This is a genomic window from Microbacterium sp. WHRI 7836, assembly GCF_040223885.2.
GTDB lineage: Bacteria > Actinomycetota > Actinomycetes > Actinomycetales > Microbacteriaceae > Microbacterium > Microbacterium oxydans.
Genome location: NZ_CP168171.1, coordinates 332,183 through 358,164, shown reverse-complemented (window position 1 = coordinate 358,164; position 25,982 = coordinate 332,183). Strand labels below are relative to the sequence as shown.

Here is a 25,982-nt window from a genome sequence, read left to right as displayed (position 1 = left end):
CATGGGACTGTTCCAGCAGAAGCCTGAAGAAGAAGAGAACCAGTGGGTGCTGCCCTCGGAACCGCTCGAGCGCTCCGAATCGGAAGTCCTCGACACGGCACCCGTCGTCGATCCGCTGTCGATCGGACTCGGCGCAGAGACCAGCGGTGACCTGAGCTCGGTCCTTTTCCCGGTCGCCCCTCCCGTGCCGGAAGCCACCGCGACCGAGAACCGGGAGCCCCAGGACGACGACCCGGAGAAGGACTGACAGACCGGCCGGAGCCGCCGACCTCAGCCCCGCGCCTCACCCAGCCGCCAGTAGCCCGAGAACGTGATCCGGTCCTTCGAGACGCCACGGTCGACCAGGTGACGGCGCAGCTCCTGCACCGCGAGTCGCTCTCCGCACACCCACGCATAGTCGATCACCTCGGGCAGCGCAGCAGCCCGTACCGCCTGCTGCAGTCGCGCACCGGGCAGCTCACCCCGGCGCTCGACCCAGGTGACGGCGCCCGCGAGATCCTGTTTCTCCGCGGCATCCGCGATCTCGATGAAGACATGCGTCTCCGCAGCTTCCGTCGCCTCGAGGATGCGGGCGATCGCGGGTAGTGACGACTCGTCGCCGATGATCACTCGGGCGCGGGTCTCGGGCAGTGGGGCATACAAGGCCGTGCACTCGCGGATGCCGAGGGCCGACCCGGCGCGCGCTCGTCCGGCGAATCGGGTTCCTGGGCCCTCGTCGCCGTGCACGACGAAGTCGACGTCGATCTCGCGAGCCTCGGGGCGGTGGTCGCGCAACGTGTACCACCGCAGATCCGGCCGCTCCTCGTCGGGGATGGCCGCGACAGCCGCACGGATGTTCTCCGTCCCATCGTTCGCGGGCAGCACGAGCGGAACGCTCTCGTCGCGGGGCAGCAGCAGACCGAGGTACTCGTCCGGTCCCGCGGGCGCGTAGTCGGCGAACTCCGCCGCGGAGATGGTGAGCCGCCGCATGTGCGGGGTGAGATCGCGCACGGCCGTGACGCGGGCGGCGAAGACGCGAGCTCCGGAACGGCGAGGACGCTGTGGAGGACGGACGCGGTCGATGGTGTGCTCAGCCACGCCGAGCCCCCTCTCTCCAGAGCAGCCACAGGAAGAATGCGCCGCCGACGGTGATGGTGACGACGCCGACCGGGATCGGCGCCGGGAAGATGTTCTGCGCGAGCAGGTTGCTCGTGAGCAGCAGCAGCGCCCCCACGAGCCCCGAGGCGAGGAAGCTCGTCGCACCGGTCAGACGCCGGGCGATGTGCGGGGCGATCAGCGCGACGAACGAGATCGGCCCGGCCGTGGCGACGGCGACCGCCACGAGCAGGGTCGCGGCGACGAGCAGGATCCATCGCGCCCGCACCGTCCGCACGCCCAGTGCGGTCGAGACACTGTCGCCGAGTGCCATCATCCGCGCAGCCGGCGCCGCCCAGACGAGGAGCGGGATGATCAGGAGCAACGCGATCAGCGCAGGCAGCAGATCACCCCATCCCCGGCCCTGCAGCGATCCGATCAACCAGGTCTGCGCCGTGGTCGCGCTCGCGACGAACACCTGCGTCAGCACGTAGTCGACCACGGCCATGGCGGTGGCCGACAGCGCGACACCGGTGAGGATCAGCTGCACGCCGTGGAGCCCGGAACGCGCGGTGAACACGACGATCACGCCCGCGATCACGAGGGAACCGATGACCGCTCCGAGGGCCGCCTGCGCCAGGGATCCGCCCAGCACGAGCATCACGACCACCGCGCCGACCGAGGCACCGCTGCTGATGCCGATCACGTCGGGGCTGGCGAGCGGGTTGCGGGTCAGGCTCTGGAACACGGCCCCGGCGACGGCCAGGCTCGCGCCGACGACGATCGCGACGAGGCTTCGCGGCAGGCGGCGCCCGAGGACGAAGAACTCGTCGAGTCGCTCCGGCGGGCGACCGAGGAGCGTCTCGATCAGTGCGGCCGGGGTGACGATGTACTCGCCGATCATGAGCGCGGCGACCAGCAGCACCAGCAGGACGCCGGCGAGGATGCCGCACACGAGGGCCGTGCGATGGCTGAACCGGAAGGACCAGCGCTCTCCGCGGAGGACACGGTCGTCGGACGTCAGCGCGACGGTGCGCAGGCTCATGAGATCCCCGCCGTCCGCCTGCCGACCACGAAGGCGATGAGCAGCGGGCCGCCGATCAGAGCCGTGACGATGCCGACCTGCACCTCGCCGCCTCCGCCGATCACGCGGCCGAGGGTGTCGGCCAGAAGCAGCATCGCCGGGGCCGCGAGCAGCGACAGCGGCAGCACGATGCGGAGGTCGGGTCCGACGAGGCGACGGAGCAGATGCGGGATGACGAGACCGACGAACGCGATGGGACCGGCGATCGCGGTCGCCGTGCCGCACAGCAGCGTGACGGCGAGGAGCACGAGCGCGCGCACGACACCGGGCTTCACCCCGAGGGCGATCGCGCTGTCGTCGCCGAGTGCCATCAGGTTCAGTGCGGGCCCGAGCAGCAGAGCGAGGATCACGCCGACGATGATGAAGACGACCAGCGGCAGCGCTTCTTCCACAGGTCGGGCGGTGAGGGAGCCGACTCGCCAGAAGCGGAACGCGTCGAGCACCGTCTCATCCGTCAGCACGATCGCTTGCGAGAGCCCGGCCAGGATGGCCGAGAACGCGACGCCGGCGAGGATCAGTCGCACGGGCGAACCGGAGGCGAACCGGGTGCCCGAGAACCAGAAGATCACCGCAGAAGCGAGAGCGGCTCCGGCGAGCGCGAGCCAGATCGTGCCGCCGACGCCGAGGGCGCCCAGCACGCTCATGCCGGCGACCACGCCGAACGAGGCGCCGGCGCTGACCCCCAGCATCCCGGGGTCCGCGATCGGGTTGCGGGTGAGCGCCTGCATCAGCACACCGGCAGCACCCAGCGCGACGCCGCAGATGACCGCGTTGACGGTGCGGGTCACGCGCAGCTCGCCGACGATGTTCAGGACGTTCTGGTCCCCCGTGCCGAACAGCGAGAGCACCACCTCACCGAGGGGCACGAACCGCGCACCGACGGCGAGGCTCAATGCCAGCGAGATCGCCAGCACGGCCACGACCAGGGCGATGCCGAACCACACGGGGAAGCGGGATGCCGCGAGCGGGGCACGACGACGCGCGACGACGACCGGTTCGGAACTCATATTTGGATAGCCTAACCAAACATCACTAGGGTTGTGAGACGTGAACAGACCTCATCGAACGCGCTTCCGTCCGCTCGCCACCGCTGTCGCCTCTCTGGCCGCGATCACCCTGATCGCCACAGGATGCTCGAGCACCCCCGCAGCGGAGGAATCCGCTCCCGCCACGGACACGAGCTATACCGTGGAGCACGCGATGGGCGAGACGGAGTTCGAGTCGGTACCCGAGCGGATCGTCGTGCTCGACTCCCCGCAGATGGACGCGCTGGTCGCCCTGGGCATCACTCCGGTCGGCGCACCGGAGATCGGGGCCGGACGCGGTTTCCCGGCCTACCTCGCCGATGATCTCGACGGCACCGAATCGATCGGCTTCATCGCCGAGCCCGACGTCGACGCGATCGCGAACCTCGCCCCCGACCTGATCATCGGCTCGAAGGTGCGGCACGAGGCGCTCTACGAGGAGCTGTCGGCCATCGCGCCCACCGTCTTCTCGGAGGACACCGGCACCAACTGGACCGAGCAGGCCGTGCTGACCGCCGCCGCCGTGGACCAGAGCGACAAGATGGACGAGCTCATCAAGGGCGTCGAGGACCGCGCATCCGAGGTCGGCTCGGCGGTCGAAGCCGACGGCACCACCGCATCGATCGTGCGCTTCCGCGCCGACAACTTCCGCCTGTACGGGCCCGGCACGTTCTCGGGCTCGCTGCTCACCGACATGGGGTTCGACCTGGGAGCCGACCGCGACTGGAACGAGTACTCGATGATGGAGCTCAGCCCCGAGCTCTACGAGCAGATCGATGGCGACGTGGTGTTCTACATGAGCCCCGGCGGAGACCCCACCGCGACCACGCAGGAGCGGATCACCGGACTGTGGGGCGCCCAGCCCGGCCCCTCCGGCGACAAGGCCTTCGAGGTGGAGGACGACACCTGGATGGTGGGCATCGGCGTGATCGGTGCCAACCTTGTCATCGACCAGGTCGAAGACCTGCTCGGCTGACCCCTTTCGAATCGCTCGATTGGTTCCATTCCACCCGGAAACGGAACCATTCGGGCGATTCGAACACCCGGAGGAACAATGACCACGCCGCACCCGGCACTCGAAGCCCGTGGACTCGTCGTCGCCTACGACGGCAAGGTCGTCGTAGACGGCGTCGATCTGGCGCTGCCGGAGGGGTCGTTCACCGTGATCCTCGGGCCGAACGCCTCGGGCAAGTCCACCGTGCTGCGCGCCCTCGCCCGGGTGCTGAAGCCCGAATCAGGCGACGTACTGTTCGACGGCCGCGCGCTCGGCGAGTACGGCTCCAAGGAGCTCGCCCGCAGGATGGGACTCCTGCCGCAGGACGCCATCGCCCCCGAGGGGATGCGCGTCGCCGACCTGGTCTCGCGCGGCAGGTATCCGCACCACTCCGCACTGCAGCGGTGGACGTCCACCGATGACACCGCCACGCGCGAGGCTCTCGCCGCGACCAACACCACCGACCTCGCCGAGCGCTACGTGGACCAGCTGTCCGGTGGGCAGCGGCAACGCGTCTGGGTCGCGCTCCTGCTCGCCCAGCAGACACCGGTGATGCTGCTCGACGAGCCGACGACCTTCCTCGACATCGCGCACCAGTACGAGCTGCTCGATCTGCTGCGGGACCTCAACACGCAGGGCAAGACCGTCATCGCGGTGCTGCACGACCTCAACCAGGCGGCTCGGTATGCGGACAACCTCGTGCTCATGAAGGAGGGGCACGTGATCGCCACCGGCACCCCGTCCGAACTCATCACGGCAGAGCGCGTCGGCGACGTCTTCGGCATCGACGCGGTGGTGACACCCGATCCGGTCACCGGTACCCCGATGGTGGTCCGGCGGTGAGTTCCGCGTCGTCCCCCACCGTTACGGTTGAAGGATGACGATCACCGCCGCCGCAGACGGCTCCGCCCTGGGCAACCCCGGCCCCAACGGCTGGGCCTGGTACATCGACGACGCGAACTGGGCGGCCGGCGGTTCGCCGCACGGCACCAACAACCAGGGCGAGCTGCGCGCCGTGCTGGAACTGCTGCGCGCGACGGCCGGCACCGACGAGAAGCTGCTGATCGAGTGCGACAGCCGGTACGTGATCGACTCCGTGACCAAGTGGATGCCGGGGTGGAAGCGCAAGGGCTGGCGCAAGTCCGACGGCGGACCGGTGCTGAACCGCGACCTGCTGGAGGGCATCGACGAAGCCATCCGCGGCCGTGACGTCGAGTTCTCCTGGGTCAAGGGCCACGCAGGTCACCCCCTGAACGAGGCCGCCGACGAGCGGGCGAACGCGGCAGCGAAGGCGTACCAGGCCGAGCAGGAACCGCGGCGAGGACCGGGCTTCACGATGGCGACGGATGCCGGAGCTGCGGTCGCCGCCTCAGCTGCGGTCGCCGCGTCCGCCCCCTCGGCTCCGGCCCCCACTCCCACAACACCGGCGCCCGGCGCAGAGACCCTGTGGGCCGAGGCCTCCGATCTCCTCGACGGGCTGGATGCGCCGGAGGACGACCCGATCGAGCTGCGCATCCCGCTTTCGTCCGACGAGCACGCGAGGCTGCGAGACCGTGCAGAGGCTCAGGGCGTCTCGCTCGAAGAGGCACTCCGTCGGCTGATCTGAGCGCAGTGGCGGAGGCGTACACTCGCACCATGTCGACTCCTGCCCGCACCATCGGCCGTATCTTCCTCGGCGCATCGCTCGTCTTCGCCGGCGTCTCCCACCTCACGGTGGCGCGCGAGGAGTTCCAGGCGCAGGTGCCGGAGTCGCTGCCCCTCGACCCCGACACCACGGTGCTGGCCTCCGGCGTGGCCGAGGTCGCGCTCGGTTCCGCTCTGCTGCTGGCACGCCGCCGTCGGCGCACCGTCGGCACGATCGCCGCTCTGTTCTTCGTCGCCGTGTTCCCCGGCAACGTGGCGCAGTGGATGCACCACCGCGACGGATTCGGTCTCGACACCGACATGAAGCGCTTCGTCAGACTGTTCTTCCAGCCCGTGCTCGTCGCTCTGGCGCTGTGGTCGACCCGGGAGCCGCGGCGCTGAGCGACCGTCGCGGGTGAGGGCGCCCGCTGCGGCACGGCGGCTCCTCCGAGGAGCGGTCCGTAGACTCGGCGGATGACGGAATGGGTGGTGACGCAGCGGTGAAGGCCCGCACCGTCTTCGGCCTGCTCCGCCTCGGCGCCGCCGCCGTCTGCCTCGTGGCGCTCATCCATCGACTCGCCTGGGGCCTGGCGTCGAACACCATCGCCAGCCAGAACTTCTTCGCCTATCTGACCAACCAGTCGAACATCGCGTTCGTGGTGCTGTTGAGCATCGCGGGCGTGATCGCCCTGCGCACGGCACGCGATCCGCGCTGGCTCACGGTCGCGCTGGCTCTCGTGCTGACCTGGACGATCACGGCTGGACTCGTGTTCGCCATCCTCGTCTGGCAGGCCGGGGTCCGCGGTATCCGCATCGACGTCCCGTGGTCGGATCAGGTGCTCCACTTCTGGCTGCCCGCAGTGACGGTGGCGGCATGGGCACTCGCCCCCGGGCACCGTTCCGTCCCATGGCGGGTGGTGCCGGTGACGCTCGCCTATCCCGTGCTCTGGGGCGTGTTCACGATGATCCGTGGGCCACTGATCGGCTGGTACCCCTACTACTTCCTCGACCCGCGACAGGTGAGCGGGCCGCTGGAGTTCCTCGTGTCGTCCGCGATCGCCCTCGCGACGTTCGCCCTGGTCGCCTCGGTGCTCGTGCTCATCAGCCGCATGCCGCTGCCGCGAACGCCGCGCAGGGAGAGCGAGCAGAGCACGGAGACTCCGACGGTCGTGCAGGCCTCGATAGACGAGCGCGTCGGTCAGACGTAGAGGGAGAGCGAGGCGAGGGCGGCTTCGATGGCCTCGTCCTCGTCGAGTTGCGCGAAGTCGGCGGCAGCCGCTCCGCCCACGATCCCCACGAGCACGTTCTCCCCGGTCGCGGGTCGCAGGTTGATCCAGGTCGGGATCGCCACATCGGCACCGACAGCGTGCCAGATCGCCTCCTCGCTGTCCCAGAACGCCTCGTCCCAGCGCAGCCACACCGTCTCGATCGCGCCCATGCCGAGAGCGGAGACCGCGCCGCGGTTGGAGAAGGGCAGGGGCGGGTCGAACTCGATGCTCCGGTCCTGCAGCACCCCGAGCGGCACGGTGACGACGACGCGGTCGAACGACAGCGCCTCCCCGGTACCGAGACGCACGCTCACCCCCGAGTCGTCGTACGCAAGTCTCGCGACGGGCGAGTTGAGGCCGACGGTGACGCCGTCGAGCGTCTTCTCGATGAACGGCGTGAGGTCGCCCGTCGCCGCCTTCGGGTCTCCTGTGGGCAACGGCGGCGCGAACCAGCTCGAGAGTTCGTCGGCGCCGGCTCCGGTGCGGGCAGCGAGGATCGCGAGCAATGCGGCGGTCGCGGGGTCAGCAGGGTCGATACCCGCGGCGGTCAGCGCGTCGGCCACGGAGGTGTCTTCGGGAGCAGCCTGGGCCGTCGTGATCGCGGCGTCGAAAGGCTGCGGGTCGACCGGGTCGATGTCGCCATCGGCTCCACGCCAGAGTTCGCCGGAGAGATCGACGATCCCGACCTCCCCGCTGCTCAGGCGATCGAGCACCTCGCTGTCGTCCGCGCTGAAAAGCCAGGCCCCGAGCTGCGCCGGTACGGGCCAGGAGTCGTCGAGGCGCGAGTGGATCCTCCCGCCGACACGGTCTCGTGCCTCGAAGACCGTGACCTCCATGCCGCCCTCGGCGAGGAGCGCGGCGACCGTCGCGCCGGCGAGTCCTGCGCCCACCACGGCGATGCGTTCGCCCGAGGTCGCCGGGACCATGACTTCTTCGGCGGCGCGGGTGCCCGAGGCGATGGCTCCGCGCACCGTGCCGGGAGCGTCGACGTCGGTCGCCTCGCCGGCGAAGAACAGCCGCTTGCCGACGGGCCGCGACAAGGCGGAGCGGGTATCGGACAGCACACCGACCGGGGTGAAGCTGACGGCGCCGAGAGAGTACGGGTCCGTTGTCCAGGTGCTGCGCACGCTGCCGGCTGCGGCGGGGACACCGGGCGGAGGCTCCGGCTCACGCGTGCGGGTGGGGGTGGGCGTGGGCGCAGGTTCGGGGGTACAGGAGACGAGCAGCACCGAAGCGACACCGGCTCCGGCGCCGAGGAGCAGAGTGCGGCGCGTGATCCTCATCGTGACGCCACCCTATCCCGCCTCATCGGGTTCCGCCTGCCGACTCCGCGTCGGGTGCGGCAGGCGGCGCGTGGACAACTCCTCAAGAACAGTGCGCCGAGAGCCGGAGAACCGGCCGGACCGCGGGGGGTCCGGCCGGTTCTGAGGAGTTGTTCACACTCAGACGGCGAGCAGCTCCCGCTCCAGACGGGCGAACGACGACTCCATGCCGTCCACCATGCCGGTGGCGAGGATCATGTCGCGCGTCTCCTTGTCCGGGTACTCGATGAGCAGCGTGACGAGGGTCGCGCCGTCCTCCTCATACAGGTTCAGATCGTTGAGGGTCTCGGTCGGCAGGCCCTGCATCCGCTCGGTGGTCACTGCGCGGCGCGGAGCATCGATCAGGAGCGCCTCCCCCTCGAAACCGAACGGCTGCCCCTCGGTGTCGCCGACCGGCGCCCACGAGTTCCGGTACGACTGGCCGACCTCGGTGGCGGCGACGCACTCCGTCATCTCCCACCCGTCGGGTCCGAGCATCCACTTGCGGATGAGCTCGGGCTCGAAGTGCGCGCGCCACACCAGCTCGCGCGGTCCATCGACCAGGCGGGTGATGCGCACGTGCGTGTCGTCGAGCAGTTCCAGTCGCGTGCCCTTGCCCTGCGCGTAGTCGCGGAGGTCCTGCAGCACGGTGTCGAGCTGCGCCATCGCCATCTTGATCCCCTCGACCTGGCCCATCTCGACGACCTGCTCGAGGGCGTCGACCGAGTCGAAGTGGCTCGTGGTGGTCATGCGGGTGCCGTCGGCGGTGGACTCGAAGGCGAAGGTCATCCGCTGGGCGGGGAAGCCGTCCAGCGGTGTGCCGTTCTCGTCGACGAACGAGTCGATGACCTCGAACGCGTTCGGCGCATCGATCGAGATGAACTCCCACGACCCGGACGACTTCTCCCCGCGCGGACCGTTCATCGAGTACTGCGCACGACCGCCGACGGTGTGGTCCCACGCGGTGAAGGTGGCCGGCCATCCGGGAGGGCCCCAGAAGCGCTCGAGCTGCCGCGGGTCGGAGTAGGCGCTCCACACCCTCTCGATCGGGGCGGCGAAGTCGGCGACCACGGTCATGGTCAGGTTGTCGGCATCGGTGATGACGTCGGTGACAGGCATGTTCAGTCTCCTTGTTCGGTGTTCGTGCTGTCGCTGTTGTCGGACGAGTTGGACCGAGGAGTCTCGGCCAGCAGATCGTCGAGCCGGGCGATGCGCGACCGCCACAGCTCTTCGTATCGGGCGAGGAGCGCCCTGGCGCGGGCGATCATCTCGGGGTTCGCGCGGACGAGCCGCTCGCGTCCCTCGGCGCGCTTGACGATGAGGTTCGCGGCTTCGAGCACGGCGACGTGCTTCTGCACTGCGGCGAACGACATCTCGTATTCGGAGGCGAGGGTCGAGACCGACTGCTCCCGCTCGATCGTCCGGCGCAGGATGTCACGCCGGGTCGACGTCGCCAGTGCGTGGAAGACACGGTCGACCTCCGCTTCGCTCAGTTCTCTTTGTGCAACCATTTGGTTGTACGTTATGCCTGTGCGGCGGGTGTGTCAAGGAGTATTCGTGAATCGCGCCTCGGTGTCGGTGCCGCGCGATAGCGTCGCATCACAGCCCACGCCGTCCAGGAAGAGGTCTCCCTTGTCCCGACACTCCCTCCTCGACGTCGGCGAGCATGACCTCGAGGATCTGCGCCGGCGGCTGCGCAACACGCGCTGGGCCGAGCCGTGGCCCGTGGAGGGCTGGGAGGCGGGCACCGAGCAGGCGGAGCTTCGCCGGCTCGTCGACGTGTGGCTGAACGGCTTCGACTGGCGCGCGCAGCAACAACAGATCGAGGAGCTGCCCTGGCGGCAGGCGGACATCGACGGGACGCCTGTCGCTTACCTCCGCTTCGATGCGGAGCAGGGAGGGACCGGCGTTCCCGTTCTGCTCACGAACGGCTGGCCGAGCACAGCACTCGAACTCGTGGATGTCGCTCGGCGCCTGGCGACGCCGTCGCGTTTCGGGGGCGATCCTGCCCACGCCGCCACCGTGATCGTGCCCGCGCTTCCCGGACTGCCGTTCTCACCGCAACGCCCCCGACTCGGCGTGCAGACGCACGACCTGTGGCACCTGCTGATGACGGAGCATCTCGCTTTTCCCCGATACCTCGCGCACGGCGGCGACCTGGGAGCGGGGATCACCTCTCGTCTCGCGCAGGCATACCCCGACGAGATGGTCGGCATCCACTTGCTGTCCACAGCCGCTCCCTCACACGTGGACGAGGAGTCGATCACCGCCGAAGAGCAGGCCCACCTCGACCGGGTACAGGAGTGGTCGGCGTCCGAAGGCGGATATCAGCATCAGCAGCAGACGCGGCCGCTCACACTGGCGCCAGCCGTCTCGGACTCCCCCGTCGGATTGCTGTCGTGGATCCTGGAGAAGCATCGATCCTGGAGCGACTGCGGCGGCGACGTCTCTTCCCGCTTCAGCGACGACTACCTGCTGACACTGGCGTCCGTGTACTGGTTCACGAACTCGATCGGCACGTCGTTCCGCCCCTACTACGAGCACGCCGCGGGATTGACCTCACGCATAGAACGGGTGGAGGTGCCGACCGCCGTCGCCCTGTTCCCGCACGACCTGGCGTCGCCGCCGCGGAGCTGGATCGAACGCACGTACAACCTCGTGCGCTACACCCGAATGCCGCGCGGGGGCCATTTCGCACCGCATGAGGAGCCGGCCCTGCTCGCCGATGACATCGCCGCATTCGCGCGCGCACTGCCGCACGCATCCCCCGCGTGAATCCACCTCCGCCACCGCTGTGCACGCAGAGCCGCAGCCGTCGACCACCGCATCGACTGGTCACAGCATCGACGTGAGCACCCCGCCGTCCGCGCGCACAGCCGCCCCGTTCGTGGCCGACGCGCGGGGACTCGCGAGGTAGGCGACCAGGTCGGCCACCTCGGTCGGGTCGAGGAACCGCTCCAGCAGAGTGGTGCGGTTCTCGCCGATGATGACCTGCTTCATGGCGTCCGGCGACAGATCCTGCACCTGCGCCACAGCCTCGACCGCCGCAGCGACCCCATCGGAATAGGTCGGCCCACCCAGGACCGTGTTCACCGTGACCGAGGTGCCGCGGGTGAGCTTCGACAGACCGTTGCCGAGAGCGATCATCGCCGCCTTGGTCACGCCGTAATGCACCATGTCCGCGGGGACATTCACCCCCGACTCGCTGCTGACGAAGATCATCCGGCCCCATCCTCGCTCGATCATCCCGCCCAGCAGGTGTCGTGCAAGCCGGACTCCGCTCATCACGTTGACCTCGAAGTAGCGCTGCCACCCGGCGTCGTCGACGGCCTCGAACTCCGCGAGCCCGAACAGGCCCACGTTGTTGACGAGGATGTCGACGTCTCCCATTTCATCGAGGAGTCTCGCGACGTCATCCGCATTCGCGAAGTCCGCGACGATCCCCGACGCGGTCACCCCTGGGTGCGCGGCTCGCAGCCGCCCGACGGCCGCATCGACTGCCGCGGCGTCGCGTCCGTTCAGGATCACTCGCACTCCCTCGACGGCGAGCGCATCGGCGATCGCATATCCGATCCCTCGACTCGAGCCACTGATGAACGCCGTCCTGCCCTGCAGTTGCAGATCCACTCCGCTTCCTCCTTCCGACGCCAAAGACGTCGCTTTACTTGCTCAGGAAAGTCACTCTACGTCTTTTTGCTTGCTTGGGAAAGTGAAGGTTCGCGGAGACCCGAGCCCGAATGCCCTATCCTGAAGGCATGTCCGAGCGGCCGAACGCCCCCCACCTGAGCGACGATCAGCTGGCGATCTGGTCCTCCGTCGCCACGCTGTTGGAGCGCCTCCCCACAGCTCTCGATGCGCAGCTGCAGCGCGACAGCGGCCTCACGCACTTCGAGCACGGCATCCTCTTCGCGCTCGATTCCGCACCGGATCGTCGCCTTCGCCTGAGCACCCTCGCCACCTATGCGAGCTGCACACTGTCACGCCTGTCGCGCGCGATCTCGCGACTGGAATCCAAGGGATGGGTGCGACGGGAGATCGACGCGACCGACGGGCGATTCACCCTCGGCATACTGACGGACGAAGGCCACGCGAAGGTCGCCGAGTCCACGCCGGGCCATCAGGCGCTGGTGCAGCGTCTCGTCTTCGACACGCTCACCGCCGCGCAGGCGCGACAGCTGGGGTCGATCAGCACCCGTATCTCCGCGGCGATCAGTCCTGATCCGATCTGGACACCGGGAGCGGGCGATTCCGGGCGCGACTAGTCCATTCATGTGAATCCACCTCCGCGTTTCAGGCGTAGGCTGGAGTGAAGGACGGACCGTCCGAGAAGATCTCCCGGCACCGTGCCCGCCCGGAAGTGGAGTCTCTCGTGGCTCAGTACGACGTCTCGAACCGCTCGGCGATCGTGACGGGAGCAGGCAGCGGAATCGGTCGCTCGACCGCCCTCCTGCTGGCGAAGAACGGTGCATCCGTCGTGGTCAACGACCTGAACGCGGATCACGCGAACGCGGTCGTCCAGGAGATCCGCGCCGCCGGCGGCACGGCCGAGGCCTCGGTCGGCGATGCAACCGATGCCTCGTGGATCGCTTCTTCGATCGAGCTGGCGAACTCCCTCGCCCCGCTGCGCATCGGCGTCAACAACGCCGGCATCGGTGGAGCGTCCGCTCCGACGGCCGAGTACGAGGACGAGGCCTGGGACAAGGTCATCGCGATCAACCTCAACGCGGTCTTCCGCAACATGAAGGCGCAGATCCCCTCGATCCTCGCGAACGGCGGGGGCTCGGTCGTGAACATCGCGTCGATCCTCGGCAGCGTCGGGTTCGCCAACTCCCCCGCCTACGTCACCGCCAAGCACGGCGTCGTCGGCATGACCAAGTCGGCGGCACTCGAGTACTCGGCACAGGGCGTGCGCGTGAACTCCGTAGGCCCCGGGTTCATCGACACCCCGCTGCTCGCGAACATGGGACCCGAGGCGAAGGACTTCCTCGTTTCGAAGCACCCGATCGGACGCCTGGGGCAGGCCGACGAGGTCGCGAACCTCATCGCGTTCCTCGCCAGCGACGCCGCGAGCTTCATCACCGGCAGCTACCACCTGGTCGACGGCGGCTACACCGCCCTCTGAACGAATGGCATCCGACCCCGGGACCCGATTCCCGGTGGTCAGATGCCATCAGCAGCGACGCAGACACCCCCCGATGTCGTCGCTGCGAGCCTCGGCCGTCGTCGCGCACGCCTTGCCCAGGAGCACGTCGGCGGCGGAGGCGAGTTATCAGGCGACCGCGTGCATCGCAGGCGCCGGAGAGAGGAGCGGCGCCAGCTCCATGTCCGTCAGGTCCAGACCGTGCGCAGAACTCGCTGCGGCCATCATCTTGACCAGCAGCGGGCGCTGAAGCTCGATCTCCTCCGCGACGGCGAAGCGCACGGGAATCGAGGCGTGCATCCACAGCGTCTCCGTGCCCGATCGCGACGTGCGCAGGGTGAGCGGGAACGACTCTCCTCGGCGGAGCTTGGTCACGGTGACGAGTCGAAGGTGGGCGAGTGTCGCATCGTCGATCTCCACGATCTGCGATTCCCCGGCGTAACTGAGCTGGCCCATGAGTCCCTCATTCCTGTGCGTTTTGTACAGGAATTAGATTACTAGTTTAGCTAGCTAAATGGCAAACGGGACTATTCGATCGCATCGATCTCCGCCGTGAGCCGCCGCAGGAACCTCGAGATCACGGCGAGCTCGGCGGAGGTGAACTCCTCTTCCACCCGCGCCACCCGCCGCGAGACCTCGTCCGCGGGCGAGTTGATGTCGCGGAGTGAAGGACGGATCACCTTCGAGCGCCTGTCGTCCGGATGCGCCGTCACCACGATCTGGGCGCGATCGGACAGACGCCTGATCACGGAGGTGATCGCCGCAGTACTGACCCCCAGGTGAGCGGCGAGATCACTCGGAGTCACGGGCGCATCGACCGGGGCCGCTGCGATGAAGCGAAGGGCCGAGCGGTCGGTCTCGTTGGGCTGGCGCCCCGCCACGAGGCGCCGCGCGAGCCGCGCCTCCACGCGCAGCAGTTCATCGACGTCGCGGTCGAGCCGAGACGCCATGACCCCCAGACTGTTCCCCATCACACCCCTCATCGATTCCGAAACCCATCTTAGCTCGGAAGTCTTTTTATCTGTCTGACTAGCAAAATCCTGCGTGCATCACACTGTCGCACGGGTGAGAGGATGGATACACCGCAAGAAAGGACGTCATGGTCGAGCGATCCGCACTCGATGACGAGAAGTACATCGACTACGCCGCTCTCCTCGAGCGCCTGGAACGAGAGTTCCCCACCGTCCCGCGCGATCGGATCGAGCAGATCATCGTGGCCGAGAACGACGCGATCACGGGCGGCTTCCTCCTGATCGTCCCCGCCGGGGTCGCGACAGGTGCGATCGAGATGCTGACGCGGGAGTCCTCTCCCGTGGCAGACGGAGAGGCGGTGGCCTGATGACCGAGCCCCAGGAGTACGCACGCTCGGGGTACTGGTACCCCGACGCCGAGAGCGCCAGCACCGTCGATGTCCTGAACATGCTGCGGCGTTACCGCGCGGCCGAGACCGCGATGCGTGCGCGCACCCGCGCTTCGATGGGCATGAACGAGACCGACCTGATGGCGCTGCGCTTCCTGCTGCGCGAGCAGCGCGCGGGCCGCATCGTCCGTCCGATCGACATCGCCAGGATGCTCGACATCTCCACCGCTTCGACGACCACTCTCATCGACCGCCTCGAGAAGGGCGGACACGTCCGTCGCGAGGCGCATCCGACGGACCGCCGCGCCGGAGTCGTGGTTCCGAGCGTGAGCAGCGACGAGGAGGTCAGGGCCACCCTCGGTGCCATGCATCGCCGCATGCTCACCCTGGTCGACGAGCTCTCCGACCAGGAGCGGGCCGTGGTCACACGGTTCCTCGCCGGTATGACCGCGTCGATCGAAGAGGCATCCGACCTCGACCAGGAGCTCCGGAATGTGATCCGGGACGAGAAGGGCCCCCACGCGGCGGAGTGATCCCCGCGCTACAGCCCTTCCGCGATCTCCTTGATCGCAGCGAGGCGGCGGTCCCACTCGCGTCCGATCACGTCGAGCTTTGCGGCCGTCGCGGAGAGCTCGGCACCGACGACGCGGAAGCGCACCTCGCGCCCCACCCGAACCGGCTCGACGAGTCCCACCTCCTGCAGCACGGCGAGGTGCTTGGCGATCGCCTGACGGGACACCGGAAGGCGCCCGGCGAGGGCGGATGCCGAGGCATCCCCCTCGCCGAGTGCCGTCAGGATGCTCCAGCGCGTCTCGTCCGCGAGTGCCGCGAACACGGGAAGCAGTGTCTCGGTCGTCACGCTTCGCCTTCCACGAGCGCGACCATCTTGTCGAGCTCCAGATCCCAGCCGGTACGGTGCGACTCGAGGTTGGCCCTGGGGTCGGAGGTGCGCTCGAACCCGCTCTCGACGACCGTGAGCCGCGTGCCGCCATCCGCCTCCTCGAGCGTGAAGGTGAAGACGGTCGAGGTCGACTCGTCGATGCTGTCCGGCAGCGCGCCGAGGGCATCGTCATTGTTCCATCGGTACGTGATGCGCCGCGGCTCGTCGAATTCCTCGACCCGGAGGGGGATCACGTCGTAGTCGGGGAACGTCATCGTGCCGATCGCTCCGACGCCGCTGCCCTCGAGCACCGTGCGCCCGAACCAGCGCGAGATGTGCTGCGGCTCTGCCACGGCTCGCCACACCTTGTCGACGGGTGCCGCGATCTGGATGCTCCGCCGCACCGAGAATGTCTCCTCGTCGACGACGGATGCCTCGTTGTGGGTCATGTTCACCATGATGGGTCCTTTCGGGATTTCCTGCATGTCCCGCCGGCCGGATCAGCCGACTGCAACTCCAGAGTTGCACCTCTCGACTCCATGCGCAACCCTAGAGTTGCAGTACGCCACTGCTCACCCCATATCGCTCACTCTGCATCGCGCCTCACGTCGGCGTCACCTGTCGGAGGAAATCACGAATGCATGAGGAATCGCAGGAAGACCGCCCGGCATCCGTGTTTTCTTCCGCCATCCGGAACCCGCGGAACGCAAGGGCACACCGGCACCCCAGCCGCAGCACCCCGTGCCGGACTCAGACGCGGGGACGCCGCTTCTCGAGGAAGCCCGCCAGCACCACGGCGACGAGGGCGGCCACCGGCGCGACGAGGAGCCCCGCCCGCAAGCTCTCGTTCTCGGCGATGTACCCCACGAACGGCGGAGACAGCAGGAACCCGAGGCGCAGCAGCCACGACACGACCGTGAGCCCCACGCCCGGCCGCAGTCCCGGCAGTTCGTCCGCGGCATGCATCGCCGCGGGGATGAGCGTGGCGATGCCGAAGCCGACGGCCGCGAACCCCAGGATCGTGCCGGGCACCGACGGATACGCGAGCGCCAGCGTCATGCCGACCGCCGCGATGGCGCCGCCGACCCGCGCGACCCACCTCTGTCCGAAGCGGTCCGTGAGCGGATCGCCGATGATCCGACCGATGAACTGCGCACCGACCAGGGCGATGAAACCGAGAGGAGCGATCGCCGCAGCGGCTCCGAGCGAGTCGGCGAGATACAGAGTCGCCCAGGAGTTACCCGCATCCTCGGCGACGGCGCCGGCCATGGCGATGAGGGTCAGGGCGATGATCGCGATGACGGTACGCGGCGTCACTCCGCGGCGGAGTGTTCCGGCGAGCTCGGCCGGCTCGGCCGCGGCCTCCTCGTCGACCTCGTCGTCACGGCCGGGGAGGCAGAAGCGCAGGGCGACGAGCGCGACCGTGGCGAACACGGCCGTCGAGATGCCCAGGTGCACGGCCAGCGGCAGCTCCAGTGCGATCGCCACTGCAGCCATCGCCCCACCCAGCACCGCACCGATGGACCAGATGGCGTGGAAGCCGTTGATGATCGAACGCCCGTAGCGACGCTGCACCCGCAGGCCGTGGGCGTTCTGGGCGACATCGGTGATCGCGTCGGACGCTCCGCCGAGGAACAGGGCGACCGCGAACAGCAGTCCCGACGGAGCGAGGGCCGCCGACAGTAGACCCAAGCTCGTCAACACGGTGCCGATCACGGCGATGCGAGCGGAACCGAACCGACGGATGAGTACTGCGGCCAGAAGGCCGGCGGCGATGGCTCCGGCGGGGAATGCCGCGATCGCGAATCCGTACCCGAGGTTGTCCAGCCCCAGAGCGGACTTGATCTCCGGGTACCGCGGGAGGATGTTCGCGAACAGCGCCCCATTGGTCAGGAAGAGCGCGGAGACGGCGATGCGCGCGCGGCGGGATGCCTGGTCGGGCACAGGTCGTCGAATCGATTCGATGGAGGCCATGTCTACGATCGTACGGTGCACAGCAGGCCGCGACCGACACGATCACGCATGTGCCCCCGACAGTGCTCCCTGCGTCGCAGCTCTACTCATCCCCGACGCAGGCCGCAACCCCGTTTCCGCGCGCGCATCCTCGGGCCTACGCTCGTGCCATGTCCGAACTCACCCAGCCCACCGGTCGTGAAGAGGCTCTGCGCGCCATCCCCCGCGACGACGGGACTCCCCCGCGTGCTCTGGTGCTCGGGGCGACCGGCTACATCGGCGGTCGACTGACTCCGCGGCTGCTGAACGCCGGATACCGCGTGCGTGTGCTGGCGCGGGACGCGGCGCGGGCGGCGTCGTTCCCGTGGGGCGCCGACTGCGAGATCGTCGAGGGGTCGGCGGATGATGCGGATGCCGTCGCCGCGGCCATGGACGACGTCGACGTCGTCTACTACCTGATCCACTCGATGTCGGCCGGCAAGGGCTTCGAGGAGAGCGACGAGCGCGCGGCGCAGACGGTGGCAGAGGCGGCTGCGCGAGCGGGTGTGCGGCGGATCGTCTACCTCGGCGGTCTGCATCCGGAGGATGCACAGCTCTCCCCGCATCTGCGCTCGCGTGTGCGGGTCGGCGAGATCTTCCTGGACTCGGGAGTGCCGACACTCGTGCTGCAGGCGGGCGTCGTGATCGGGTCAGGATCGGCGTCGTTCGAGATGATCCGCCACCTCACCGACGTGCTGCCGTACATGCCGGCGCCGAAGTGGGTGCGCAACCGGATCCAGCCCATCGCTGTGCGCGACGTGCTGCATTACCTCCTCGGGGCAGCGCAGGTGGCTTCCGACGTGAACCGCGCTGTCGATATCGGCGGCCCCGACGTGCTGCGCTACGGCCAGATGATGAACGGCTACGCGGTGGAGGCGGGACTGCGCCAGCGGGCCATCGCCGCCCTCCCCGTGCTGACTCCGGGCCTCGCTTCGCACTGGGTGAATCTCGTGACGCCGGTCCCTCGGTCGATCGCCCGCCCGCTCGTGGCGTCGCTGCAGAACGAGTGCATCATGAAGGATCACGCCATCGACGAGCTGATCCCCCAGCCCGAAGGCGGTCTGACCCCGTATCGGCGCGCAGTCGACCTGGCGCTCGGCCGCGTGCGAGGCGACACCATCGAGACCAGTTGGCAGGACTCCGAGGTCTCGGGCGCTCCGAGCGACCCGCTGCCGAGCGATCCCGACTGGGCGGGACGCACCGTGTTCACCGACTCCCGTTCGGTCACGACGACCGCGTCACCCACAGAGCTGTGGCGCGTGATCCTCGGCATCGGCGGAGAGAACGGGTGGTACTCCTCGCCCCTGTTGTGGGCGGTGCGCGGTTGGATGGACCGCATCGTGGGCGGCGTAGGCCTCAGCCGCGGGCGCCGCAGCCGTACTGCCGCACGCGTGGGCGACGCGATCGACTTCTGGCGCGTCGAAGCGGTGGAGACCACGGATGCCGGATCGCTGCTGCGCCTCCGCGCCGAGATGAAGGTGCCGGGAGAGGCATGGCTCGAGTTGCGTGCCGTGCCCGATGCGAAGGGCGCCCGCTACGAGCAGCGCGCGATCTTCTTCCCGCGCGGTCTCACCGGACGCCTCTACTGGCTCGCCGTGCTGCCCTTCCACGGCGCGATCTTCGCGGGCATGGCAGCACGCATCACGGCCGCCGCCGAGGACCTCGAGACCTCTCCATCGGCGCCGCCCCACCCCGCGGAGACCAGCGACCCCGCCGTCCCAGGCGAACCCACCGTCCCAGGCGACCCCGCCGTCCCAGGCGAACCCGCCGGAACAGGCGAACCCACCGGATCAGGCGACTTCACCGCGAAGTCGCCTGATCCCGCGTGAACGCCTGACCCGACGCCCCCAGACGAGGCCGGGGTACCCTCAATCCGCGCGCGGCTGCGGGGCGGGGTCCGGGTCGTTCGGGCCGTCTTCCAACGCGGCATCGACAACGGCATCCACTTCCGCGGGAGGGATGATGTCGATCGCCTCGGTCGCGGCCTCATACACCTCGGCCAACGTGTCGTCGACGGTGTCCTCGTCGATCCAGGCGAGGTCGTCCTCCGAGTGGTCGTACTCGACAGGCACGAGGGCGAAGTCGTCGCCGTACTCCTCGAGCCCGGCCATGACGCTGTGGCGGACGGCGGCGCGGGCATACCGGTCGCGCAGGATCAGCGGATCCCGCCGCAGGTCCTTCATGAACGCGATCATCATGAACGTCATGATGATCGCGAACGGCAGCGCCGCGATGATCGTCGCGTTCTGCAGCGACTGCAGCCCGCTGCCCTCCGATCCGCTCACGAGCAGCACCGCGGCGATCACGCCGACCAGCACTCCCCACACCACCGCGACCCACCGCGACGGCTCCGGGCGGCCCTGCTGGGACAGCGTGCCCATGACGAGTGAGGCGGAATCAGCCCCGGTGATGAAGAAGATCGCGATGAGGAGGATGAGCACGATGCTGGTGATGAGCGGGAACGGCAGGTTCTCCAGCACCCCGAACAGCACCTCCTCCGGCGGGTCGACGGTGAGGCCTGCGCCGTCCATCTGCTGCTGGATCGCCGTCGTGCCGAAGATCGCGAACCACACGAGCGAGATGGCGGAAGGCACCACGATGACGACCGACACGAACTGACGGAGCGTGCGCCCGCGGGAGATCTTCGCGATGAACATGCCGACGAACGGCGACCAGGAGATCCACCACGCCCAGTAGAAGATCGTCCAGCTCGACAGGAAGGCCTGCGCGGTCTCACCCTGCGACGCGGAGCGGCCGATCATGGTCGGCAGATCGCCGATGAACTGCACGGCGACCGACGGGATCACGTTGAGGATCAGCAGCGTCGGACCGACGAAGAACACGAAGAAGGCGAGCAGGATCGCGACCACGGCGTTGATGTTCGACAGTGCGCGGATGCCCTTCGAGACTCCGGACACCGCGGAGGCGATGAAGCAGGCCGTGAGCACCGCGATCACCGCGATGAGGATGCCGTTGCCGAGTGGGCCGATGCCGCTGACGAGCTCGACACCGTGACCGATCTGCAGCGCTCCGAGTCCGAGGGAGGCTGCCGTGCCGAACAACGTCACGATGATGGAGAAGATGTCGATCGTGCGGCCTACCGGACCCGTGGTGCGGTTCTCGCCGAGCAGCGGAGCGAAGATCGACGAGATCAGCGGCGTGCGGCCGCGGCGGTAGGCGCCGTACGCGATGGCTCCACCGACGAGCGCGTAGAACGCCCAGGCCTGCGGACCCCAGTGATAGAGCACCTGGGTCTGCGCGGTGTGCATGGCCTCGAGGGTGTTCGCCTCGACGGTGCCGGGCGGCGGGTTCTCGAAGAACGTCAGCGGCTCAGCGGCACCCCAGAACACCAGGCCGATGCCCATGCCGGCCGCGAAGAGCATGGAGATCCACGAGAACATCGAGAACTCGGGCTCCTCGTCGTCACGGCCGAGCGGGATGCGCCCGTACTTGCTGAAGCCGACGAACAGCATGAACACGAGGATGATCGTGGCGATCGTCGTGAAGAAGAAGCCGAAGTACTCCACCACCCAGGCGAGGACCGTGCTCGTGGTGCCGGCGAGGTTGTCGCCCGCGAACACACCCCAGGCGATGAAGCCGAGGGCGAACGCGGCGGCGACACCGAAGACGAGCGGGTCGGTGCGGTAGGTGCGCCCCGTCTCCTCGACCGAGACACCGGGAACGAGCGCCGGGTGCACGCTGCGCGGCGGGACGGTCGTGATGTCGCGGACGATCTTGCGGGCAGTCTCCGAAGCCTTGGCCGGGAGGCGGTTGGCACCGGTTCCGACTGTGTCCGTGCGCGGACGCGGAGGGTTCGATCCTGCGGAGCGTTCGTCGGGCTTCTCGTCAGGAGTGTCCATGAGAGTCCATTTTGTCATGCGAGGTGTCCGACCGTGTCGGGGCCGAAACCCAGAGGGTCCGCGCGAACCGCGGCGCGTAGGGCAGCGACGTGCCGGGCGGACGCTGCCTGCTCTGGGTTTTCGGGCGCGTCGCAGTTAGCGCGAGCGGCGCCCCCCGAACAGCGAGTGCAGCAGCGGGAGGGCGGAGACACAGACCAGGGTGATTCCCAGGGGCGGCACCGACGGCACGAGCAGCGCACCGCCGACCAGGAACGCCGCGAACAGGACGCCGGAGCCGATGCGGCGCGCGATGCCCTCGAGCCGGTCCAGGCGACGTTCGAGTCGTGAGGTGTCGAAGGTGACGTTGCCGTCGTCGAGGCGCGTGATGATCTTGTCGATGCGGCCGGGCAACGCCCAGGTCGTGGACATCGTGCCCATCGCCTGGTTCGCGAAGGCCTGCACGATGTTGCCGCTCTCGTCGCGAAGCAGACGGCCGGCGTAGGGCTCTGCCGCATCCCACACGTTGAACGCGGGATCGAGACCGCTGCACATACCGGAGGTCAGTGAGACGGCACGGATGAGCAGCAGCATGTTCTCGGGCAGCTGGAGCGGGAGCGAGCGCACCATGTCGCCGAACTCCTCGGCGAAGTCACGGAACTCGCGCGGATCGACCTTGCTCAACTCGGCGAACCCCATGCCGCCGAAACGGGCGAACAACGTGGTGAGCGCGCGCTCGAGCTCGGCCGTGTCGGCGGAAGGCAGCAGCACGCCGATCTCCTGCGCGGCGGCGACGAGGCCACGACTGTCTCGGCCGGCCACCGCGATCAGGAGTGTGCGCAATCCGTCGCGGAGGCTCGCGGGGATCTCGGCCATCATGCCGAAGTCGATGAACGTGAGGCGGAAACCGCGCCCCGTGCCGCCCTCGACCACCGGCGAAGGCGTGACGAAGATGTTGCCGGGGTGAGGGTCGGCATGCACGAAACTGTGCGTGAACACCTGATCGAACATGACCTCGGCGAACACCGCGGCGACCTCGGACGGATCGATTCCTGCGGCGCGGAGGGCCTCGATGTCGTTGATCTTGATGGCCGTGACGTCCGAGAGAGTCAGCACCCGACGGGTCGAGCGCTCCCAGACGATCTCCGGGGTGTCGACGCGGGGATCGGCGGCGAAGTTCTCGCGGAAGCGTTCCGCGCTCGCGGCCTCGTGTAGGTAGTCGATCTCCTCGAGGCTGGTCGCAGCGAACTCCTCCACGAGCGCGGGCGCATCCACCCGGTCGGCGACGATGCGCACGCGCGTCAGCCAGCGCGCGACCCGGCGGAGCGCCGCGAGGTCGACCGCAACGATCTCATCGATGCCGGGGCGCTGGACCTTGACCACGACCTCGCCGAGCCCCGTGTCCGCCGCATCGAGCGCCGACAGTCGGGCGCGATGCACCTGCCCGAGGGAAGCCGCCGCGACGGGGTTCTCATCGAACCAGGCATAGGCACGTTCGAGCGGGATCCCGAGCTCGGCTTCGGCGAGCGCACGGATCGCCGGCGTGGGCACGGGCGGAACCTCGTCCTGCAGCCCCTCGAGCTCCTTCGTGATCTCCGGCGGCAGCACGTCGAGGCGCGACGACATGAACTGTCCCACCTTGATCATGAGTCCGCCGAGTTCCACGGCGAGCACATGGAACCGACGAGCGAACGTCTGCATCCGCTGCCCGCGTGTCCGCTCCGCGATTCGGCTCATGCCGAAGCGGGGCAGGACGAGCTCGAACCACCAGATCTTGAAGAACTCGCGACCGGCGAACGACAGGATGCGACGGTACCTGGCGCGGTGCACGCCGTGTGCCGCAGCATCCGTCATCGCGTGGTCCCTTCGCAGACCCCCACCCGATGCCGCACTGCGCGGTCAGTCCTGCGCGAGGATCGTGTACAGCTTACGGCGGGCCTCGTCGAGGACCTCGATCGTCTGCTGCACCTGCTCGGCGGACCCGCTGCGACCCACCTGGGCAGCCGCGGCGGCGAGGTCGACGCCCGCCTTCGGCAGCGCGTGGAAGCGGGCGTTGTCGCGCTGACCGTCCTTGCCGTTCGACGAGACCCAGGGGGCTGGGGTCTCCGAGCTCTCGTCGGCGACCGCGCGGCCGGCTTCGGTGAGCGAGTAGGTCTTGCGGCCGTTCTGCTCCTCCGCCTCGATCAGCCCTTCGTCGGCGAGCAGCTGCAGCGTCGGGTACACGGAACCGGCGCTCGGCTTCCACGTGCCGCCGCTGCGCTCGGCGATCTCGTTGATGATCTGGTAACCGTGCATCGGCTTCTCGGCCAGCAGGGAGAGCACGGCAGTGCGGACGTCACCGCGGGCCATGCGCGAACCGCCGGAGGGGCGGGACTCGAAGGACTTACGGAGCTGATCCATCGCCTCGAAGATCGCGGATGCCGGGCCACCGGAGCCGGCGCCGAAGCCGGGTCCGCCGAACAACCCGCCGGATCCGCCGCTGCTGCCGGAACCGCCGTTGCCGCCGAACGGGTTGGAGGGGAATGCGTTGCTCATGATGACCTCCTGCTGTAGGTGTGAACGATACTCAACGATATATCGTTAACCCTGGGCGTGGGGTGGGAGTCTTCGATCGTTCGACCCGTGGATGACTTCCACCTGTTGCGCACCACACGCCCGGCCGTCGCGCAAGCCCGGTGACGCACACAGGAAGACGTGGTTAGCTCTGGGAGTTGTCGACTTGGGGGAGTGAGACGTTTGTCACAGAGTGATCGACCGGAGATGAGCAGCAGCGACGCGGGCACCATCCGTGTGAGCGTGGTCGTACCGGTGTGGCGACCTGGCCCCTCGTTCGACGATCTCATCGCGTCACTGGATCACCAGAGTCTTGGCACTGCGTCGTTCGAAGTGCTTCTGTGCGACGACGGATCCGGCGAGCCCACCTCTGCTCGGCTGGCCGACATCGCCCGCGACCGCCCCCACGTACGCGTGCTGTCGCTGGCGCACTCCGGGTGGCCCGGCATGCCGCGCAACCACGGCGTCGATGCGGCTCGCGGGACGTACGTGCAGTTCGTCGATCAGGACGACTATCTGTTCGACCGTGCACTCGAGAAGCTGTGCGACTACGCCGACCTGCACTCCTCCGATGTGATCATCGGCAAGGAGGTGGGCATCGGCCGCCGCCTTCCGAGTCGGATCTTCAGCCACGACATCCCGGATGCGGTCCTCGGAACCGACCCGCTGCTCGAGATGCTGACACCGCACAAGATGTTCCGCACCTCTTTCCTTCGGGCCAACGGCGTCCGCTTCCCCGAGGGCAAGGTGCGGCTGGAAGACCATCTCTTCGTGATGCAGGCGTACTTCGCGGCGTCGAGGATCTCGGTCCTGGCGAGCGAGCCGTGCTACGCCTGGGTCAAGGAGCCGGGCAGCGCGAGCTCTTCGCGCATCGACCCGGAGTCGTACTTCCCGCATCTCGAAACGGTGCTCGACCTCGTCGAAGCGCACACCGAGCCGGGAAAGCTGCGCGATCGCCTTCTGCGGCACTGGTTCCGAGGCAAGATCCTCAAGCGGCTCTCGGGCCGACAGATGGCCAGGTACCCCGACGACTACCGTGAACGCCTGCTCGATGTGGTCACGCCCCTGACGCAGGAGCATTTCGGACCCGGCGTCGATGCCGGCCTGGGATTCCCGCATCGGATCCGCGCCGCTCTGCTGCGCGCCGGGCGACGTGACGACCTGTTGGAGCTCGCGCGTTTCGAATCCGAGATCACCTGTCGCGCCGTCGTGACCGAGGTGCACTGGTCTCGCGGTGGCGGTCTGCACTTCACGATCCGCGTGACCCTCACGAGGAGCGGCCAGGACGCGTTCGTCTTCGAATCCGCGGTCGAAGAGTCGACGGACGCCGAGTCCGGATCCGCACGCCCCAAGAAGGTGACGCGACTCATCTCGCTCCCGGCCTCGACGACCGAGGGACTCCCGGAGAACCTCGTGGTCGCCAACCGCGAGCTGCGCAACGACCGGGTTGACCTCTTCCTCCGCGACCGCGACACCGGCGCCGAGCGCCGTCTCGGAGGCCGACTTCCCCGCAAGCTCGACTCCGCCCGCGTGGCGATCGACCCCGTGAAGGTGTTCGGTCCCGACGACGAATCCCGCGGAGGAGCGCTGACCGTGAAGGTCCGACATGCGGGGTGGACTTTCGAGACCCCGCTCGAAGCCTCCCCTGCCGTGCTCGCCCGCGCCGGACGGTCGCCGCTCCTCGCGGGCCGCTCCTGCACCCTCGTGGCGACCGAGCAGGGCACGGTCGAACTGCACCGCGAGTGGCCCGGCGGTCGGCTGAAGGACCTCGCCGGACGTGCTGTCCGCCGCGTGCGCGCCCTCACGAGGAAGAGCTGACTCGCAAGAGCTGACACGGACCGGCTGACGCCGC

At 68.5% G+C, this 25,982-nt stretch carries 28 protein-coding genes; 13 read left to right on the top strand and 15 right to left on the bottom strand.

What is annotated here, in order from left to right:
• Position 1: 1 nt before the first annotated feature.
• A complete protein-coding gene (locus ABRP18_RS01715; protein WP_061015399.1) occupies positions 2-247 on the top strand; it encodes a hypothetical protein in 246 nt (81 codons plus the stop codon).
• Between the two features lie 23 nt (positions 248-270).
• Here ABRP18_RS01715 and ABRP18_RS01710 read toward each other — a convergent pair whose 3' ends face one another.
• From ABRP18_RS01710 to ABRP18_RS01700, 3 genes are read right to left on the bottom strand one after another with little or no spacing between them, the layout of a single operon-like run.
• Positions 271-1,077: a siderophore-interacting protein gene (locus tag ABRP18_RS01710; RefSeq protein WP_061015398.1), complete on the bottom strand. Its 807-nt coding sequence runs from the start codon at positions 1,075-1,077 to the stop codon at positions 271-273.
• Positions 1,070-2,119 (bottom strand): iron chelate uptake ABC transporter family permease subunit, encoded by a 1,050-nt coding sequence (locus ABRP18_RS01705; RefSeq protein WP_349885399.1) that lies wholly within the window; start codon positions 2,117-2,119, stop codon positions 1,070-1,072. The genes ABRP18_RS01710 and ABRP18_RS01705 overlap by 8 nt, the downstream gene beginning before the upstream one ends.
• Positions 2,116-3,165, bottom strand: a complete 1,050-nt coding sequence (locus tag ABRP18_RS01700; RefSeq protein WP_061015396.1) for an iron ABC transporter permease — start codon at positions 3,163-3,165, stop codon at positions 2,116-2,118. The genes ABRP18_RS01705 and ABRP18_RS01700 overlap by 4 nt, the downstream gene beginning before the upstream one ends.
• A 40-nt stretch (positions 3,166-3,205) precedes the next feature.
• Between ABRP18_RS01700 and ABRP18_RS01695 the strand changes: the two genes are divergently transcribed.
• The 5 genes from ABRP18_RS01695 (at position 3,206) to ABRP18_RS01675 (ending at position 7,008) form a co-directional block, all read left to right on the top strand.
• On the top strand, positions 3,206-4,159 hold the full coding sequence (locus ABRP18_RS01695) for an ABC transporter substrate-binding protein (RefSeq protein ID WP_058632060.1): 954 nt from the start codon (positions 3,206-3,208) through the stop codon (positions 4,157-4,159).
• Between the two features lie 78 nt (positions 4,160-4,237).
• A complete protein-coding gene (locus tag ABRP18_RS01690; protein WP_046746936.1) occupies positions 4,238-5,020 on the top strand; it encodes an ABC transporter ATP-binding protein in 783 nt (260 codons plus the stop codon).
• Positions 5,021-5,054: 34 nt separating this feature from the next.
• On the top strand, positions 5,055-5,783 hold the full coding sequence (locus tag ABRP18_RS01685; RefSeq protein WP_349885398.1) for a ribonuclease H: 729 nt from the start codon (positions 5,055-5,057) through the stop codon (positions 5,781-5,783).
• A 29-nt stretch (positions 5,784-5,812) separates the two neighbouring features.
• Entirely contained in the window at positions 5,813-6,202 is a 390-nt protein-coding gene (locus ABRP18_RS01680; RefSeq protein ID WP_046746984.1) for a DoxX family membrane protein, read from the top strand.
• Between the two features lie 80 nt (positions 6,203-6,282).
• Positions 6,283-7,008, top strand: a complete 726-nt coding sequence (locus ABRP18_RS01675) for a Pr6Pr family membrane protein (protein ID WP_141370832.1) — start codon at positions 6,283-6,285, stop codon at positions 7,006-7,008.
• Here ABRP18_RS01675 and ABRP18_RS01670 read toward each other — a convergent pair.
• The 3 genes from ABRP18_RS01670 to ABRP18_RS01660 form a co-directional block, all read right to left on the bottom strand.
• Entirely contained in the window at positions 6,999-8,351 is a 1,353-nt protein-coding gene (locus tag ABRP18_RS01670; protein ID WP_349885397.1) for an FAD-dependent oxidoreductase, read from the bottom strand. The genes ABRP18_RS01675 and ABRP18_RS01670 overlap by 10 nt on opposite strands.
• Before the next feature lie 159 nt (positions 8,352-8,510).
• Positions 8,511-9,488, bottom strand: coding sequence for an SRPBCC family protein (locus tag ABRP18_RS01665; protein WP_113680290.1), 978 nt, complete (start codon positions 9,486-9,488; stop codon positions 8,511-8,513).
• Positions 9,489-9,490: 2 nt separating this feature from the next.
• A complete protein-coding gene (locus ABRP18_RS01660) occupies positions 9,491-9,880 on the bottom strand; it encodes a helix-turn-helix domain-containing protein (RefSeq protein ID WP_349885396.1) in 390 nt (129 codons plus the stop codon).
• Between the two features lie 121 nt (positions 9,881-10,001).
• Here ABRP18_RS01660 and ABRP18_RS01655 point away from each other — a divergent pair, with 121 nt between their 5' ends.
• Complete coding sequence (locus ABRP18_RS01655; RefSeq protein ID WP_349885395.1) at positions 10,002-11,144, top strand: epoxide hydrolase family protein; 1,143 nt, start codon at positions 10,002-10,004, stop codon at positions 11,142-11,144.
• A 60-nt stretch (positions 11,145-11,204) separates the two neighbouring features.
• Here ABRP18_RS01655 and ABRP18_RS01650 read toward each other — a convergent pair whose 3' ends face one another.
• A complete protein-coding gene (locus ABRP18_RS01650; protein ID WP_113680259.1) occupies positions 11,205-11,996 on the bottom strand; it encodes an SDR family NAD(P)-dependent oxidoreductase in 792 nt (263 codons plus the stop codon).
• Positions 11,997-12,124: 128 nt separating this feature from the next.
• Between ABRP18_RS01650 and ABRP18_RS01645 the strand changes: the two genes are divergently transcribed.
• Positions 12,125-12,631, top strand: coding sequence for a MarR family winged helix-turn-helix transcriptional regulator (locus ABRP18_RS01645; protein ID WP_113680258.1), 507 nt, complete (start codon positions 12,125-12,127; stop codon positions 12,629-12,631).
• A 107-nt stretch (positions 12,632-12,738) separates the two neighbouring features.
• Positions 12,739-13,491: an SDR family NAD(P)-dependent oxidoreductase gene (locus ABRP18_RS01640; protein WP_058632779.1), complete on the top strand. Its 753-nt coding sequence runs from the start codon at positions 12,739-12,741 to the stop codon at positions 13,489-13,491.
• A gap of 147 nt (positions 13,492-13,638) precedes the next feature.
• Here ABRP18_RS01640 and ABRP18_RS01635 read toward each other — a convergent pair whose 3' ends face one another.
• Positions 13,639-13,965 carry a hypothetical protein gene (locus tag ABRP18_RS01635; protein ID WP_046746943.1) on the bottom strand — a complete coding sequence of 109 codons (327 nt, stop codon included), beginning with the start codon at positions 13,963-13,965 and terminating at the stop codon, positions 13,639-13,641.
• Between the two features lie 71 nt (positions 13,966-14,036).
• Positions 14,037-14,459, bottom strand: coding sequence for a MarR family winged helix-turn-helix transcriptional regulator (locus ABRP18_RS01630; protein ID WP_227751321.1), 423 nt, complete (start codon positions 14,457-14,459; stop codon positions 14,037-14,039).
• A gap of 149 nt (positions 14,460-14,608) precedes the next feature.
• Between ABRP18_RS01630 and ABRP18_RS01625 the strand changes: the two genes are divergently transcribed.
• Positions 14,609-14,848 (top strand): hypothetical protein, encoded by a 240-nt coding sequence (locus ABRP18_RS01625; RefSeq protein WP_193762381.1) that lies wholly within the window; start codon positions 14,609-14,611, stop codon positions 14,846-14,848.
• Positions 14,848-15,402 (top strand): MarR family winged helix-turn-helix transcriptional regulator, encoded by a 555-nt coding sequence (locus ABRP18_RS01620; protein WP_046746946.1) that lies wholly within the window; start codon positions 14,848-14,850, stop codon positions 15,400-15,402. The genes ABRP18_RS01625 and ABRP18_RS01620 overlap by 1 nt, the downstream gene beginning before the upstream one ends.
• Positions 15,403-15,410: 8 nt before the next feature.
• Here ABRP18_RS01620 and ABRP18_RS01615 read toward each other — a convergent pair whose 3' ends face one another.
• The 3 genes from ABRP18_RS01615 to ABRP18_RS01605 all read right to left on the bottom strand — a co-directional run bounded on the left by ABRP18_RS01615 (position 15,411) and on the right by ABRP18_RS01605 (position 17,723).
• Positions 15,411-15,728 carry a metalloregulator ArsR/SmtB family transcription factor gene (locus ABRP18_RS01615; protein ID WP_045262318.1) on the bottom strand — a complete coding sequence of 106 codons (318 nt, stop codon included), beginning with the start codon at positions 15,726-15,728 and terminating at the stop codon, positions 15,411-15,413.
• Positions 15,725-16,207, bottom strand: a complete 483-nt coding sequence (locus ABRP18_RS01610) for an SRPBCC domain-containing protein (RefSeq protein ID WP_046746947.1) — start codon at positions 16,205-16,207, stop codon at positions 15,725-15,727. The genes ABRP18_RS01615 and ABRP18_RS01610 overlap by 4 nt, the downstream gene beginning before the upstream one ends.
• A 292-nt stretch (positions 16,208-16,499) precedes the next feature.
• Positions 16,500-17,723: an MFS transporter gene (locus ABRP18_RS01605; protein ID WP_046746948.1), complete on the bottom strand. Its 1,224-nt coding sequence runs from the start codon at positions 17,721-17,723 to the stop codon at positions 16,500-16,502.
• 149 nt (positions 17,724-17,872) lie between these two features.
• Here ABRP18_RS01605 and ABRP18_RS01600 point away from each other — a divergent pair, with 149 nt between their 5' ends.
• Positions 17,873-19,570 (top strand): SDR family oxidoreductase, encoded by a 1,698-nt coding sequence (locus ABRP18_RS01600; protein WP_349885394.1) that lies wholly within the window; start codon positions 17,873-17,875, stop codon positions 19,568-19,570.
• A 39-nt stretch (positions 19,571-19,609) separates the two neighbouring features.
• Here ABRP18_RS01600 and ABRP18_RS01595 read toward each other — a convergent pair whose 3' ends face one another.
• The 3 genes from ABRP18_RS01595 to ABRP18_RS01585 all read right to left on the bottom strand — a co-directional run bounded on the left by ABRP18_RS01595 (position 19,610) and on the right by ABRP18_RS01585 (position 24,112).
• Positions 19,610-21,601, bottom strand: a complete 1,992-nt coding sequence (locus tag ABRP18_RS01595) for a BCCT family transporter (protein WP_046746950.1) — start codon at positions 21,599-21,601, stop codon at positions 19,610-19,612.
• Between the two features lie 135 nt (positions 21,602-21,736).
• Entirely contained in the window at positions 21,737-23,431 is a 1,695-nt protein-coding gene (locus ABRP18_RS01590) for an AarF/UbiB family protein (protein WP_349885393.1), read from the bottom strand.
• Between the two features lie 45 nt (positions 23,432-23,476).
• Positions 23,477-24,112 carry a PadR family transcriptional regulator gene (locus ABRP18_RS01585; RefSeq protein ID WP_174799801.1) on the bottom strand — a complete coding sequence of 212 codons (636 nt, stop codon included), beginning with the start codon at positions 24,110-24,112 and terminating at the stop codon, positions 23,477-23,479.
• A gap of 225 nt (positions 24,113-24,337) precedes the next feature.
• Here ABRP18_RS01585 and ABRP18_RS01580 point away from each other — a divergent pair, with 225 nt between their 5' ends.
• Complete coding sequence (locus tag ABRP18_RS01580; RefSeq protein ID WP_349885392.1) at positions 24,338-25,948, top strand: glycosyltransferase family A protein; 1,611 nt, start codon at positions 24,338-24,340, stop codon at positions 25,946-25,948.
• The last annotated feature ends 34 nt before the right edge of the window (positions 25,949-25,982 follow it).